Genomic DNA, 15,869 nt, shown 5'->3' on the forward strand with positions numbered 1-15,869 from the left:
AATGAGCTACACCGCTCACCCATCCTCCATCGTCGATGCTGGTGCTGAAATAGGTGCTGGTACACGCATCTGGCATTGGGTTCACGTCAGTGCCGGTGCCAGAATCGGCGAGCGTTGTTCGCTGGGTCAGAACGTCTATGTGGGAAACGACGTTCTCATCGGCAATAACGTCAAGATACAGAACAATGTCTCTGTCTATGATGCCGTGACTCTGGAAGATGACGTTTTTTGTGGGCCGAGCATGGTTTTTACCAACGTCTACAACCCCCGGTCTGCTGTGGCACGTAAGGATGAATACCGTCGAACGTTGATCAAGCGCGGCGCTACGCTGGGGGCCAACTCAACCATCGTGTGCGGAATTACTGTCGGTGAATATGCGTTTATCGGCGCCGGCGCCGTCGTCAACCGCGATGTGAAACCCTATGCTTTGATGGCAGGTGTACCGGCCCGGCAGATCGGCTGGATGAGCCAGTTTGGCGAGCGACTGGAACTGCCGTTGAGAGGCGATGCCCAGACACGCTGCTGCCAAACGGGGTTGACCTACTTGCTTCGGAATGGCAGTTGTATCCTGGAAGAGTGAAGATCGGAAAAAAATGGAATTCTGCGACCTCAAAAGCCAATACCTCCGGCTCAAAGCCGACATTGATGCTGGTATCCAGCGTGTGCTTGACCACGGCCAGTACATTCTGGGGCCCGAAGTGGCCGAACTGGAAGAGAAATTAGCTGCCTACACCGGCGCCAAGCACTGCATCAGCGTAGCTAACGGCACTGATGCGCTGCAAATTGCCCAGATGGCGCTGAATATTGGCCCTGGGGACGAAGTGATTACCCCTGGTTTCTCGTACATTGCTACTGCTGAAACTGCGGTTCTGCTAGGCGCCAAACCAGTTTATGTCGATGTTGACCCGCGCACGTACAACCTGAATCCAGCTCTCCTAGAGGCAGCTATTACTACACGTACCAAGGCTATCATCCCGGTCAGCCTTTATGGTCAGTGCGCAGATTTTGACGCAATCAACGTTGTCGCTGCTAAGCATGGTATTCCGGTCATTGAAGATGCGGCTCAGAGTTTTGGTGCCACCTATAAAGGGCGTAAGAGCTGTAACCTTTCGACCATTGCCTGCACAAGCTTTTTTCCCAGCAAGCCGTTAGGCGGTTATGGCGACGGTGGCGCCATTTTTACCAATGACAACGAACTAGCTAAAGTGATTCGCCAGATTGCCCGTCATGGTCAAGAAACGCGTTATAACCACATTTGTCTGGGCGTTAACAGCCGTCTCGATACTATTCAAGCAGCAGTTCTGTTGCCTAAGCTGGCATTATTCGAAAAAGAAGTTGAGCTGCGCCAGCATGTTGCCGCTAATTATGCTCGACTTTTTTCGTTATTTTTTGGGGTTGAAGGCGGTGTGGTAATCCAGCCGCCCTACATCGAACCGCACAATATGAGTATATATGCGCAATACACTGTTCGCGTGAGGGAGCGTGGGGTATTGCAGGAAAGGCTAAAAGTCGCCGGTATCCCTACTGCCGTACATTACCCGACGCCACTTAACAAGCAACCCGCTGTAGCTGATCCATTAGCTAAACTGCCAGTGGGAGATGAAGCGGCGCAGCAGGTTATGAGTTTGCCATTTAGTGCGTATTTGACTGCGGATGACCAAATGCGAGTTGTGGAAGCTTTCAAAAAGATCTTGAGTGAGTACGGCAATAACCGGTCGACGTTAGTGGTCTGATGGCGTGGATTGCTCTTTTAGTTTTCTTTCCTAACTAGATGTTCGTTGTAGCGATAGCAAATGAGCCGTTTTCCATCAATAAAGTTTTGAATTCCTTGGACGAGCGTCATCTATGAGGCTGAAGTTTCTATTAGCAGCATATGGCGCAGCTGGAGTGTCTTTCCTCGCTACTTTGCTTCGAGATTACGTAGTGATTAATTTCACTCAAGAAAGTAAACATTTTTTCCAACTTCTTTATATAGCCTCGATGGCTGCTGGCTTTGGTGTCAATGCTATTGCGGGGGGAAGTAGTTTGCTTAGACGGCCGGGTCTAGTGGTTCTTTTCCTGGTTGGACTACTCGTTATTTTGGTAATGGTACCCACTTCGCAAAGAACCCTTTTCACCGTAGCTTTGCTTAGTTCTATATTACTGATGTGGATTGCAGGCGCGCAGTGGTCTCGTCTGCTAGTGGAGCGGGGTTGGGTATTTTCCGGGCGAGTTCGTGAGGGTATTGCGTCTATAGTGTTCACAATCTTTGTCTTCTGGGGATTAGGCGTCGAGCTTGGATTTTTACTTGCCTCTGCCTGTGGAGCATTATTTTCATGGCTTATTTGCTTCAAAAGCAGTCTGAAATTACCAGATTCATTGCCGTCAAGTTTTCCTACTAGAGGAGAGATGGAAAAGCTTCTTCGAAGTGTTATTTTAACCAATGTTACAACTTTTTCGATAACGTACTGGGCTCTGATACAGACAGCAAAGCAAGGCGAGATTTTTGGATATGAAATTTCCATAGCTATCAGGTTTGCTATGTATTTATATCAAGTGCTAACTATAGGTGCGATTGTACTGGTATCGCTCAAAGGGAAAATGAAATTAAGTGAAGGATGGAAGCTGCTGGTAATAGCGGCGGGTTTAATTGTTGTCGTATCGCTGTTTCTTCCGCTTAAGTTAGCAATTTTTCTTATTCCATTTTCCGCAGCCACCCTCCACTATGGAGCGGTCTTATATCTTCAAAAAAATCCCTAGAAAAGAGCTTATTCTAAAATGTCAATCCTCCATGTGACGACCCAGTCCCAAGATAATAAATTAAGTAGCTGGCAGTCCAAAGAGTATCTGCTTTTCGGAAGCGCGCTTTTCATATACCTCGCTGTCTTTTCGGGAAGATTCTCTGTTTCAAGGATATTCAGCACAATTTCTCATGATTGGTCTGTTTTGGGGGAGCTAAGGACATGGGCAATTCTTTTGTCTGCAGTGTTGGTCTTCATCGGTTCACGTAAGTGTCGTGCAGTCGATATTAGCCGTACCCATTTGCGGTGGGTTTGGGTCTGTGTGAGTTTGGTTGTCGCAGGTCAACTTTTCCTGATATTTCATGCAATTCTTTATGTATCCGAAAATAGCTCTTTATATTTTATTTGGGAGCTGATGACGATTATATTGAGTGTGTGTATTTTAGGTTTTGCATTTCAAGTTTGGGGGCGACAGTTTGTGATCGCTGCAATGTGGCTGGCCTTGTTTTTTGCACTATTCATTGCTTTATGGATGTTTATAGTAATTATCATAGGCAATAAAACAGAAAATGGCAGAGCACTTGCCACTACCTTCACCTTCTACCGAATTCAGATATTTGGCTGTTTTGCTGCGCTAGTGATTTTATTTGAAAGTAATAAAATTTTCAGGGCAGGATTGTTGGGGCTTTGTGCCACAATATGCCTTGCTGCCAGCTACATAACGCTTTCAAAGGCCGCTCTCTTGGCTGGTGCTGCAAGTATGTTAGTTCTGGCTGCCATTTATGTGACATGGTTTAGTAAGATTCGGGCTAGTATTGTCTTTGGTATTTCTACAGCCGCTGTAATTTTGTTTGTAATTACTGCTGGAAGTATGTTTGCAGCCAGGTCGGCAGAAGGATTGCTGGGCACAGGTTATGCGCTTAGCACGGACGCGGTAATGCCTCCAGTTATGGAGGAGGCGACTAAATTAGAAGGCAGTACCATTATAAAATCTGACGAAGTTTATTACAATATTAAAAATGCCAGTTTAGTTGCGATTGAATTTGCAGCTCAAAAAAGGTTGGCTGAAGTTATAGCGTGTACCGCTGGTAAGTATCCATGTTCATTTAAAGTCCATCGTTGGGAGCAGGATATTGCAGATACTATGTTACGCTTTCGGGTTTATCTTCCAGATTTTTCATTCCGTATTCGACTCTTAATGCAGGGTTTTAGTGGAATTGCTAAGGCGCCGTGGATGGGTAATGGGTTTGGCGGCTTCAATGCTGTGGCGATTAATCTTTATACCAAGCAGCCAGAGCTCTATTCTCATCCCCATAACATTGCGGTTGAGCTTCTATATTCCGTGGGTGTGCTGGGCACATTGTTTATTTTTGGAATTATTTTTATTTTGCTATGGATCGTATTGCAGGCGAGAAATTCGATAATGCCGGGTTTACCAATGCTCGCTTTCATTTTTTCAGTTGCTATTGGATCTTTGTTCGGTGGCGATTATATGGATTTTAGATTGGTGTGGATTGGTTTTCTTTTTTGCATGATGCTCTTGCCAAGAGTGGGTGGATTGGTAGCGAATTGAAACTATATGATTAGTCTCCAATTTCCAATGCGGAATCGTGCTTACTTTGACTCAATCATCGAATTTGCCCCATCAGCAGGTTGGTTTTGCTTGATGTGGCTGCCTTTGGCGTTTCAATATACTGAATTTCATCCCACTGGAAGGTTCATTCAGTTCGCGTCGGTTACTGTAATTGCAATAATTCTTTTATTGGCTGATTGGCTATGTTTTATTAAGGCAAAACAAAGAACCTTTTTTGACGATCAAAGATCGGTGAGAGGTTTTTTAGATTTAGTCGGATTGCTTTTCATATTTTTGGTCGCGCTACATTTATATTTGATGCCGAAAATTCCACTTCTGGCTTTGGTGGTTGATGAAAATGCTACACAAAGCTCACTCGTGTTGTTGCGGCATAATTCAGCAAAGCTACTAGATATATCACCATTCGTCAAATATCTTTTTAATTGGATACTTGTAGTTTTTGCGCCAATCTACATTGTGATCGCAGTCTTTGCTGGGCACTGGTTTCGCGCAATATCTGGATTGTTTGTGGCAAGTTTTTATGGGGCAGCTACGCTTGCTAAATTTCCTCTTATTATGTTGCTAATAACTTGTTTGTTTGCACTAAGCGTAATGCCTACGCGGTACAGGCGAGTTCTATCTCTGGTGCTAACCGCTGCGATATTGATCGGCATGGTATTGGTGGCGGTATTTGTTTCTTCAAGTTCGGTGGATTTTATGAGAGTCCGTCCAGGAAATGTTGAGGTAGCTGCGTTTGCACAAATGAAGCCAGATGATCCTCGGCAAGCCTTGTCGTACGGCGATAATCTTCGACTTCAATCGAATGATGCCGATCTACAGCGGTCTACTATACTGAGTGCAGCGGTTTATCTTTTGTATAGGATATGGTTGACTCCAGTAGATGTTTCAAACAGGTGGTATCAATATTTTACCTACGTTAAGGAAAAGCCCATGGGATTTCGTGGGTTGATTCCGCTCCGGGATACGATGATGGTTTCGCCCAGCCGGGAGGTGGGTATTTGGGCCTATACAGCAAGATTTCCAGATAAGTATTCGAATACGGTCAATGCGTACGCTTCATTTGACGCAGACGCGTTCGCACGCGGTGGCACTTTAGGTGTTTTTATTGCGACATTGCTACTGATGGGGGCGAGAATAGGGGCCTGCTTTCTGGTTACTTCGAGCGCCATCGCTTTTGCGGGTTATGGTGTGCTGTTGTGTGGCTTGGCGATACTTCCCGCCTCAGCGTCGCTTCAGGCTATATTTGGAGCTCAGGGGCTATTCCTAATTTTGTTGGGATTGGTAGTCATTCGTGTGCTGCATAATGATTCACTTAAGCGTAAATTCGGTGGAAATTAAAGTTCTGACCAAGCGCTTTCCGTTGTCGGGCGTAGCGCTGTTATTCAGGGCGGATTTTCGTTTCCGCTTGAATTGAGAAAATAGCGCATACGACAAAACTTTGCAGGATAAAAAATGGAAGTTAGGCTGATCCACGAAAGCGAGATTGAAGCATGTAACGCCATGCACAACGCTTACTATGGTAAAAATCGAACAGTTGACCAATGGCGCTGGGAGTTTGCGAAATGGCGGCTCCCGGACGGTTCGATTCCTTACGCGATCGTGCGCGATGCTGGCAAGCTCGTGGGTACACAGGCATTGATTCCAATTCGCTTCATTGATAGGAATGGAGTTTTTCTAACTGCAAAGTCGGAAGATACACTTATTGACCCGCAGTACCGGGGGAAGAATCTTTTTGACAGCATGTACGAACTCTTATTTCGCGTTGCGCGCGAAGGGAAAATCCAGTGCATCTGGGGTTTTACGCCGGCGCGGGGTGCATTTACCAGGGTGGGCTTCGATTTCCCGTCCGACACCTCCCAACTACTGCTTCCGTTATCGAGCAGCTTCTTGCTGGATAATTTCAAACAGCAAGGTACTTCGTTGTCAAAGTTGAAGCAACTTTTTTATGAGGTGACTGGCTTTACTGCAGTCGCTGGGTTCGGTACCTACAAATTATTGCAGGGAGGCGACAAGCTAAATCGTGACGGATTGGCGGCAGGGATCAATATCGCCGCACTGGATACCGTACCTGAGGAAGTTTCCGACCTTTCGCATCGCTTTGTAGCCCGTTGGTCAGGGATGACTATTTACCGTGATGCGGCGTACTACCGTTGGCGCTTACATGACAACCCTTATACTCCGGCCTGCCTTATCGGCGCGTACACAGGCAATAAACTTGTTGGAATCGTGGCGTTCGCCCTAAACCATACGGGGATAGGATTTATTGTAGACATTATTGCGTGTAGCGAGCTGGGAGTTGCGCACGCAGAGCTTGACCAAATCATCGTTAGCATGCTCCTTTGCGAAGCCTCTAGGCGCATGAGAGTAATGGGCGCTAGCTGTGTAAGGGCTTGGTCCGTCTCCGATCATCCTTTTGATCGGCTAGTGCGAGATGTGGCAAAGAAACAGGGGTTTTTCCATCTGCAACGTGGGCATGGCGTCGTACGTTACACGCGCGATGCTACTAACGACGCTGGACCCCTAAACAATATCCACCAGTGGTATGTCACGCGCCTGTATTCCGAGGGAACCGATGGTTGAGCCTGTTCGGCTGGCAGCGTGGTTGTATGCGCAGTTTCGATATAACGCAGCATTGAGTTATTCGGAGAAATGCTTCTCGCGGTTCGGGGCGGCCGGGATTCGCTTCCTGCCGTACGCTGAGGCGGTGGCGCTCAGGGAATCCATAGTCTGCATTCCTACTGATATGCCCGCACCAATTGAAGCGGCCGGTGCTTGGAGTGTGCCTTTTAACGGTACTTCGTTCACTTTGTGGAACCGGATTCCCCGTCCCGAAGGCCTCGGATGGTCCACTTATCCAGGACCAGATTCGCCGCTGTTCCATCGCCACGAAAGCGGTACGATTCTGCCAGCATGGAATATTTTCGCCAACCTATGCGACATGCTTTTGTTTCGCGAAGAGTATGAGTTTCCTAATCGCGACAGGCATGGCCGGTTCCCTCTAGAAAGCAGTCCTCGCTATAAAGCCGGTCTCTTGCGGGTTCCTGCATTTAATGAAGCGCTAGCGTTTCTCGTCGCTGCAGTACACGGGCGATGCATTGGCGTTGCAGAGCCGAATATCGATGACCTCCTCGTACCGTTAAAGATTGTCCTTTCGCACGACTGCGATATTCTTAGCGGCGGGGATTTCATAACCCAGTCAATCCGACTGCTCAACGTCATTAGACCGCTCACGCGTGCACGTATCCCGAATCTGCGCAAGCTCTGGCATATTCCCGTGAACATCGTGGCGCCGCGGCGCCATTACTTCGATAACGCCATTGGCATGCTCGAACTCGAACGACAATATGGATATCGCTCCGTATTTTATATTTTAAATGGCACGGGCGGGCGTTTTGGTGCGCGCGGCGGTTCGGAAATTGCTGGCGAGCTAGTCCGTTCCATCCCTGACCAATGGGAAGTTGGAATGCACTACAACTACGACACGTTTAGGAACAACACGAGATTCCGCCAGCAAAAGGTTGAAATTGAGCGATTCAATGCACGGCGAGTAATGAGTGGTAGGGCTCACTACCTGCGATTCGATCCCCTGCAATCGTTCAGCTGCCTGCAGTTGGCTGGTATCAGGTTCGATGAGAGCCTAGGGTATGCCGAGTACGCGGGATACCGGTGCGGCATCGCGGGCATATTCAAGCCGCTTAATCCTGTTACTGGCACTGAATATGATGTTCTTGAGTTGCCAATGACATTCATGGATCGGACAATTGAAATGAGCGGTAGCTTCGACCCCATGCTTGAACACTTACGCAAGATTGGTGGCGCTTTGAGTATTCTTTATCATCCCGGTAGTTTTCATAACACGGAAGAACCTGAGCTCGTAGGGGGCTATCACGCGGCTCTTCGTCGCTGTTATGCAATCGACGCAGTATCACTGTTGCCGCGAGACGTACAAAGGCTGGTTGACCGGATTGACTTGAATGCGAGAGGGTGAGGGTGGGGATATAACTTAATTGCTGGTTGACGCAAAGTCTGCTCAATGACGATAAGCTATTACTATAAGTAGTCAACGACGAAACGCTTAGCAGCACGACAGATCTAGGCTCAACCGTTTGAAGTGCCTTTAATTATAGAAGATAGTCATAAAGCCCAATAAATTTCAGCCTTAATTTACTAATACTTTATTATAAAGATATTTCGAATTTAGTCGCATAGTAAAAATGAAAAATTTTTTGACTGTTTGGTTGTTGCAGACAGGTGAGCCGTTACATTGTGACTCTGGTCAGCCTAGACCAATGCGAGCCATGAACCTCGCAAATGCACTCGTTAGTGCAGGTCACAAAGTAATTCTATGGAGCACTACTTTTTATCATCAGGAGAAACGCCATCGATATATTGGCAACAGAAATCTGGAGGTATCTCCACTTTTGGAAATTCGCCTGATTGATAGCCCAGGCTATCGGCGCAATATCGGTCTTGGTCGCCTTTGGGACCACATGATATTAGGGCGAAATTTAGCCCGAGAGCTTTCTGTGGAAAAAACTTGTCCTGACGTAGCCTTTGTGGGCTACCCTCCAATCGAGACGGCTGCGGTAATGACGCGTTGGCTTGCGAAGCGGGGTGTTCCTTGCATGGTGGACGTCAAGGACCAGTGGCCAACGATTTTCACTGATCCCCTGCCGGGTTTTCTACGACCGATAGGGCGACTGGCGCTGGCGCCTTATTTTCACCTTGGAGGGCGCGCCCTCCGGGACGCGACCGCCCTTGCTGCCATGGCTGACGGATTTTTGCAGTGGGCCGCCCGCTTCGCAGGTCGATCTATTCACTCCCTTGACCGGGTTATCCCACTGACAGTTCCGCCGGCTGATGTGTCGGCTGGGGAGCTTAATCAAGCCGGACTCTGGTGGGACAACCAAGGTGTGCTGGACGACGCCAGGCCCCGACTCTGCTTTATTGGTAGTCATTCGCCGGCATTCGATATTGATCCTGTTCTGGACGCGGCCCGCCTTGCCCACGCTACGGGACAACCTTGGCAGTTCGTTCTTTGTGGTGATGGCCCGAGTTCGTCCGATTGGCGACGTAAAGCTGCAGATTTGTCCAACGTGTGTTTCCCCGGTTGGATCGACCGCGCGAAAATCGAGTCTCTCGCGCTTCGCTCTACGGCGGCATTGGCACCGTATCGCAACAGCGATGACTTCGTCATGAGTATTCCTAATAAGGTCATTGACGCTTTGGCGCTCGGACTACCGGTACTGACCCCGCTTCGCGGAGAAGTCATGCAATTGATAACCTGTTCCCAAGTCGGCCTTAGCTACGTAGAGGGTTCGGGGCAAGCACTTATGGACAGTATGACTCGCCTGCTATGGGATTCGGGTCTGCGCGACCAGCTCTCAGTCAATTCGCTGGACTTGTTTAAAACTCGGTTTTCGTTTGATGTCGTGTACGGGGGATTGGTTCGACATCTTGAGATGATGGCTTCAGGCGAGCTCAAGCAATGACTTCCAATGACAAATTGGTCGAACGCGAGCGCTACGATGCACGGGCACGCTCTCAGTTCTGCGGTGTCGATGGGGCCACGGAAGTGACATTGGGCTCTAAAACAATGGCTGCCTACTTGCAAGCCCCCTATTTGGTTTACGAGCAGAAAATACTCAGTTTTCTGGGGCCCGGTTGCCGCGTACTTGAATTGGGAGCTGGTGCCGGACTACATACTCGCGTCTTGCTTGACAGCGGTGCCCAGGTTACGGCCAGCGACATTTCACCGCACTCCCTGAGCCTTTTGCGGCAGCGTTTTCTTCATACCCCTGGGCGACTGGATACGGCTGTCGCGGATATGGAGTGCCTGCCGTTTGCCAACGCAAAATTTGATGCGGTCGTCAGCGCGGGAAGCCTCAGCTACGGGGAGCCCCAATTGGTCGACGCGGAAATCAGGCGTGTATTACGTCCGGGCGGGATGCTGATGTGTGTGGATTCGCTCAATCACAATCCTTTGTATCGACTGAATCGCTGGCTACACTATCGACGGGGCAACCGCTCGCTCAGTACTTTGAAAAGAATGCCTGATTTGGGTCGTATCGAGGCCTTAGGGCAGGGATTTGAGTCCGTCGAAGTTCAATATTTCGGTGCTTTTAGCTACTTAATGCCGGTTTTGGGCCGTTTGTCAGGGGAGAATACGGCTGCCGCGATCTCAGATCGGCTAGATCGATTGATTGGCGTCAAGCGCTCGGGTTTCAAATTTGTATTTGTTGCGAAGAATCTTGAGAAATCCGGACTTTGCTGAACTATTTGCCTTCAATCAACAACCCTGATTAATTTTCCAGTCTATTTCGAGGAGACTTCATGAAAACCATTCCGTTCTTCCCCTACGCCGACTTGTTCAAGCGCGACGAAGCCGCGTTGACTGACATCATGATGGGTGTCTGCAGGCGTGGCGCATACATACTTCAGCAAGAATGCCGTGACTTTGACGCCAACCTCGCAAAGTTCATGGGCGTCAAGCACGCATTTGGTGTTGCAAACGGGACTGATGCCATCATCATTGGCTTGAAAGCAGTGGGTATTGGCCTGGGCGACGAGGTGATTCTTCCGTCTCACACGTATATTGCAACTGCTGCGTCAGTGCACCTTGTGGGTGCTGTTCCGGTACTCGCAGAGTGCGGTGCCGACCATATGCTGGATGCCGCCGACGTCGAAAAGCGCATTACTTCCAAAACGAAAGCCATCATGCCTGTCCAGGTAAACGGGCGCACCTGTGACATGGATGCACTCAGGGCGGTGGCAGAAAATCATGGACTGATGATCGTAGAAGACGCTGCTCAGGGTCTGGGCTCTAAGTTCAAGGGGCAGTGTGCTGGCACCTTCGGAAAATTTGGAACCATCAGTTTCTACCCCGCCAAACTACTCGGGTGCTTTGGTGATGGTGGAGCGATTGTCACCAATGACGATGAGGTGGCGGTCAAAATTGCCTTGCTCAAAGACCATGGCAGAAATGCTGACGGGCGCGTTGTTGCGTGGGGCTACAACTCGCGTTTGGATAACATGCAAGCCGCTGTGCTGGACTACAAACTCAAGTCCTACCCGCAGGAAATCGAGCGTCGTCGCGCAGTTGCTGCTCGCTACCAGGCAGGTTTGGGTGATATGGCAGAACTGGCACTGCCCCCTGGCCCCGATGCGGATGCGCGTCATTTCGACGTGTACCAGAACTATGAACTGGAGGCAGATCGTCGGGACGATTTGCGCGCGCACCTGGATAAAAACGGTGTGAAGACAATCATCCAATGGGCTGGAACACCGGTACATCAGTTCAAGGATCTCGGATTTACTGTTGATTTGCCGAAAACGGATGCCTTTTTCAAGCGCTGCCTTATGTTGCCCATGAACTCTGCCGTTACCGATGAAGAGGTGGACTACATCGTCAAGACCATACGCGGCTTTTATGGCAAGTAAGCCATGAGCGATTGGTCTCTTGGGCATCTGGCCGACCCCAACCGGAATCAGCAGCCTATCGATGTGAGGGGGCAGGATACCGATGCGTTGATCGAGCAACTGCGCATGATGCTGCTCATCCGTCTTGCAGAGCGGTGTCTGGCCGACGGGCGCCGTGAGCGCCTTATTGGGGGACCGGTGCACTTGGGCGTTGGGCAGGAAGCCGTGGCTGTCGGTGTGGCTGCAGAGTTGCGCAAGACGGACCGTGTGTTTGGCGCTCATCGGTCACATTCTCATGTTCTGTCCATGGGCTCCAGTTTGCGCCGCCTGTTCGCCGAGGTTCTCGGCAAGGACACCGGGTTGTCTCGGGGCATGGGCGGTTCGATGCATTTGTGGGATCAACCCAACGGCTTTTACGGCTCAGTGCCCATTGTGTCCGGGACAGTTCCCTTGGCTGTCGGTGCAGCACTCGCCGCCAAGATGCAGGGCGGTGGTGACATTGGCGTTGCCTACCTGGGCGACGGCGCGGTAGAGGAGGGAGTGGTGCATGAATCGCTCAATCTTGCCCGCATGCTCAACGCACCGGCCCTCTTTGTGGTGGAAAACAACTTGTTTGCCAGTCATATGCATATCTCGCTAAGGCAGCCGCGGGAGGCCACCGCCAGATTTGCCGCAGCCAATGACATTCCTTACGAAATTGTGGACGGTAACGATGTGGTTCAAGTGCGCGCTGCAGCTGCCCGATTTATAGACCGCGCGCGTGCTGGCGGAGGACCTGGTTTCCTCGAGGCGGTGACATATCGCTGGTATGGCCATGTGGATTGGCGCGAGGACATTGACGTGGGCGTCAACCGCAGTGCGGAGTATGTAGATGCCTGGCGCAAGCGTGATCCGGTCGCACGACTTATGGCGGGGCTGCAATCGGCGGGTCTCATGGATAACGCCTCCTTGAAGGAAATGGAGGCAGTATTGGCGGCTGAAGTTGCGACTGCTTGGCAATTAGCGCAAAACGACCCGTACCCACCCCTTTCGGCCACTGCCTCCCGGGTTTTTGCTGATGCAGGTAGCTCAACATGACGGGTGTCCGCTACAACTACGGGACGGCCATGCTCGCGGCGTTTGAGTATCTTCTGGAAAAGTATCCGGAAGTATTCATCATTGGACAAGGGCTGTGGAGTCCGTGGTACGTGGGTAATTCCATGACCGATCTCGACAAGAAGTTCGGTGCGCATCGCGTGATAGATACCCCTGTTTCCGAGTCGGCCTGTACCGGTGCGGCCGTGGGTGCGGCACTGGCCGGGATGAAACCCATCGTCGTGCATCCACGCATGGACTTCATGCTGTATGCGATGGATGCAGTCGTGAACCAGGCTGCGAAATGGTCACATATGGTGGGTGGGCAAGCGGCGCCAGGATTGACCATCCGCAGCATCATCAATCGTGGGGGCGAGCAAGGTGCTCAGCATTCTCAGGCCTTGCACGCCTGGTTTGCCCATGTGCCCGGTTTACGTGTGGTGATGCCGGCCAGCGTGGCTGATGCCCGTGACCTCCTGATTGCCTCTGTGTTGTGCCCGGATCCTGTGATTTTCATCGATGATCGATGGCTTTATGACCTTGAAGACGACCTTCCGCCCGTCGTAGAGAGGCCGTTGCATGTTGAGGGCCCGCGCTGCGTCAGAGTTGGCAGCGATGTGACGCTGGTGGCCTCGAGCTACTCCACTCGTTTGGCATTACAAGCCGCCGATTCGCTGAGTCAGTTGGGTGTCTCGGCTGAGGTCATCGACTTGCGTGTACTCAATCCGTTTGATGTCAGCGCGATAGTCGAGTCAGTTCGGAAGACCGGACGCCTGCTGGCTGTAGACGGCGGTTGGGGTCCGTGTGGCATGGCTGGTGAAGTCATCGCTCGCGTTGCAGAAACTATGAATCCGGGCGACTTGAAAAAATCACCAGCGCGCATGACTTTGCCGTTCGCGCCGGCACCCACATCGCGTGTACTGGAGCAGGCTTATTACCCATCTGCTGAAATGGTTGTGGCCCACGCCGAAAAATTGATGGACTAGTTATGTTGAAAAGATTGTTTGATCTCGTTGCGTCAGGATTCGGGCTGATTGTCGCCAGTCCGGTGCTGTTGCCTGTCATGTTTCTGGTGTGGCGCCAGGATCGCCATTCACCTTTTTACATCGCGCCGCGCGTCGGAAAAAATGACAGACCATTTAAGATGGTCAAGCTCCGTTCGATGGTAATCAATGCGGATAAATCCGGCGTCGATTCAACCAGCGCAAACGATAACCGTATTACCGCGGTAGGGCAGTTTATTCGCCGCTACAAGCTTGATGAACTCACACAGTTATGGAACGTCTTCAAGGGTGACATGAGCCTCGTCGGCCCGCGTCCCAACGTCAAGCGGGAAACAGACTTGTACACACCCGTTGAGCGTAAATTGTTGACAGTCAAGCCTGGCATCACTGACATTTCCTCGATCGTTTTTTCCGACGAAGGAGATATTCTGAAAGATCAGGTTGATCCTGATATCGCCTATAACCAACTTATTCGCCCGGGAAAAAGTACGCTCGGTCTGCTTTATATTGATAACCAGTCGTTATTGTTAGACATCAAATTATGTTTTCTCACTGTGATCGCTGTGTTTTCACGCGAGAGAGCACTTGCAGGGGTGCAGAGCATTCTCAGAAGCATCAGTGCCCCTGACGACGTGTGCGTCCTGGCATCTCGGCGACTGCCGCTGATACCTCGTCCGCCTCCTGGGGGGGACCGTGTTGTTACGTCACGTGATGGAAACCCTTTTGCCTAACGTGCTGTCCTCCCGCACTGCGAATAAGTACATACTAGGTAGAGATGGCATCCGACCGATTTAGTTTTCGGCTGGGAGTGGTGCTGTTTGCTGCAGCGTCTGCAGGCTTGTCTGTAGCACTTATCAGCATTGCTAAGGTATTGCTGGTCGCGACGGCTTTGGTTGTTCTTCTAACAAAGGGTCAGCGAAGGCCACCAACCAACTCGGCGCTGGCTACTGGGTGGACCCCACGGTTGGTTGTCCTGATCCTGATGGCGTTCGCCTGCAGTCTCTGGTGGACATCTGCACCTATGGATCATGCGCTGGGTGTATTGGGGAAGTACGGTAAATTTTTGACGATTCCCGCTCTTCTGGTAGTCGTTCGTAATCGAACAGAAGCATCGTGGGCACTGGTTGTATACGCGGGCGCTCAAGCGGTCCTGCTCCTGAGTTCTTGGCTTTTGTATTTCCAGGTTCCTGTGCCGTGGGCAACTTCACGGGCAGCAATGACTTCTTACGCAGTTTTTTCGAGCTATCTAGATCAAGGCATCATGAGTGCTGTCGTTGCGGCGGTCTTCTGGCACCTGAAATCACTCGCACCGAGTCGCGGGCTGTACTACGCAGCGTTGGCGTTGTCTCTGGTTGCCCTTGGAAATGTATTTCTCCTCTTTACTGGACGCACGGGGCACCTGGTAGGGGTTGCGATGATTTCGCTAGCGATTGTGTGGTCTTTACCGAAGCGATATCGCTTGCCGTCCCTGTTGCTGCCGCCAATGATATTCGCGGCAGCTTTTTTCACCTTTGATAACGTAGCACAACGGTTTTCAGGTGCAAAAAATGAACTTTCTGCCTACGCAGTGAAGCCTGAGGCTGTTACCTCCACCGGTGTGAGGTTGAGTTTCTGGAAGACTTCGGTAGAGCTCATCGCACGGGAACCGCTGAAAGGCTCAGGAGTGGGGAGCTGGGCCACCGAGTACAACACCATTCAAGACCAGAAGACAAGTCAACGCGAGGTCTTGCAGGTGGGGAGCAATCCACATCAAGAGTTTTTGATGTGGGGTGTTCAATTGGGGCTGGGCGGGATCTTGCTGCTGTCGGCCTTTCTGCTTGCCGCGTGCCGGGACCTGCAAAAATTACCTGAGCCTGTGTTCAACGCAGGCTTTTCCGTGGTGATGGCATTGGCGTTGTCCTGCCTCTTCAATTCGTCTTTGTACGATGCTTATATCGGAGACTTTTTTTGCTTAAGCTTAGGTATCCTTCTCACGTACGGCATCCACAGCAGGTCGGTGCGGTCTTTGAGCGTGCAACCTGAGAACCGATAACCCCGTGGGCAAACACAGTGTTATGA

14 protein-coding genes are annotated in these 15,869 nt (G+C 50.6%); all 14 read left to right on the forward strand.

Translation table 11 applies throughout. From position 1 onward, the window contains the following. Position 1 precedes the first annotated feature (1 nt). The 14 genes from AAG793_RS10940 (at position 2) to AAG793_RS11005 (ending at position 15,843) form a co-directional block, all read left to right on the forward strand. Positions 2–580 (forward strand): acyltransferase, encoded by a 579-nt coding sequence (locus AAG793_RS10940; RefSeq protein WP_341908090.1) that lies wholly within the window; start codon positions 2–4, stop codon positions 578–580. 13 nt (positions 581–593) lie between these two features. After that, positions 594–1,733, forward strand: a complete 1,140-nt coding sequence (locus AAG793_RS10945; RefSeq protein WP_341908422.1) for a DegT/DnrJ/EryC1/StrS family aminotransferase — start codon at positions 594–596, stop codon at positions 1,731–1,733. A gap of 112 nt (positions 1,734–1,845) precedes the next feature. Continuing rightward, positions 1,846–2,739: a hypothetical protein gene (locus AAG793_RS10950; protein ID WP_341908095.1), complete on the forward strand. Its 894-nt coding sequence runs from the start codon at positions 1,846–1,848 to the stop codon at positions 2,737–2,739. 18 nt (positions 2,740–2,757) lie between these two features. Further along, on the forward strand, positions 2,758–4,293 hold the full coding sequence (locus AAG793_RS10955) for an O-antigen ligase family protein (RefSeq protein WP_341908097.1): 1,536 nt from the start codon (positions 2,758–2,760) through the stop codon (positions 4,291–4,293). Between the two features lie 6 nt (positions 4,294–4,299). Continuing rightward, the gene (locus tag AAG793_RS10960; protein ID WP_341908100.1) at positions 4,300–5,652 is read left to right on the forward strand and encodes a hypothetical protein; all 1,353 of its coding nucleotides are present in this window, start codon (positions 4,300–4,302) and stop codon (positions 5,650–5,652) included. Between the two features lie 114 nt (positions 5,653–5,766). Next, positions 5,767–6,894 (forward strand): GNAT family N-acetyltransferase, encoded by a 1,128-nt coding sequence (locus tag AAG793_RS10965; RefSeq protein WP_341908103.1) that lies wholly within the window; start codon positions 5,767–5,769, stop codon positions 6,892–6,894. After that, complete coding sequence (locus AAG793_RS10970; RefSeq protein WP_341908106.1) at positions 6,887–8,302, forward strand: hypothetical protein; 1,416 nt, start codon at positions 6,887–6,889, stop codon at positions 8,300–8,302. The genes AAG793_RS10965 and AAG793_RS10970 overlap by 8 nt, the downstream gene beginning before the upstream one ends. A 310-nt stretch (positions 8,303–8,612) precedes the next feature. Continuing rightward, complete coding sequence (locus tag AAG793_RS10975) at positions 8,613–9,806, forward strand: glycosyltransferase (RefSeq protein ID WP_341908109.1); 1,194 nt, start codon at positions 8,613–8,615, stop codon at positions 9,804–9,806. Beyond that, positions 9,803–10,588, forward strand: a complete 786-nt coding sequence (locus tag AAG793_RS10980; RefSeq protein WP_341908112.1) for a methyltransferase domain-containing protein — start codon at positions 9,803–9,805, stop codon at positions 10,586–10,588. Before AAG793_RS10975 ends, AAG793_RS10980 begins: the two co-directional genes overlap by 4 nt. Positions 10,589–10,647: 59 nt before the next feature. Next, positions 10,648–11,754: a DegT/DnrJ/EryC1/StrS family aminotransferase gene (locus AAG793_RS10985; protein WP_341908115.1), complete on the forward strand. Its 1,107-nt coding sequence runs from the start codon at positions 10,648–10,650 to the stop codon at positions 11,752–11,754. A gap of 3 nt (positions 11,755–11,757) precedes the next feature. Then, entirely contained in the window at positions 11,758–12,810 is a 1,053-nt protein-coding gene (locus AAG793_RS10990; protein ID WP_341908118.1) for a thiamine pyrophosphate-dependent dehydrogenase E1 component subunit alpha, read from the forward strand. After that, positions 12,807–13,793 carry a transketolase C-terminal domain-containing protein gene (locus tag AAG793_RS10995; RefSeq protein ID WP_341908121.1) on the forward strand — a complete coding sequence of 329 codons (987 nt, stop codon included), beginning with the start codon at positions 12,807–12,809 and terminating at the stop codon, positions 13,791–13,793. The genes AAG793_RS10990 and AAG793_RS10995 overlap by 4 nt, the downstream gene beginning before the upstream one ends. A gap of 2 nt (positions 13,794–13,795) precedes the next feature. Beyond that, positions 13,796–14,542 (forward strand): sugar transferase, encoded by a 747-nt coding sequence (locus AAG793_RS11000; protein WP_341908126.1) that lies wholly within the window; start codon positions 13,796–13,798, stop codon positions 14,540–14,542. A 44-nt stretch (positions 14,543–14,586) separates the two neighbouring features. Beyond that, positions 14,587–15,843, forward strand: coding sequence for an O-antigen ligase family protein (locus AAG793_RS11005; protein WP_341908129.1), 1,257 nt, complete (start codon positions 14,587–14,589; stop codon positions 15,841–15,843). The last annotated feature ends 26 nt before the right edge of the window (positions 15,844–15,869 follow it).

The sequence above is a fragment of the Polaromonas sp. YR568 genome, from assembly GCF_943372955.1.
Lineage (GTDB): Bacteria > Pseudomonadota > Gammaproteobacteria > Burkholderiales > Burkholderiaceae_C > Polaromonas.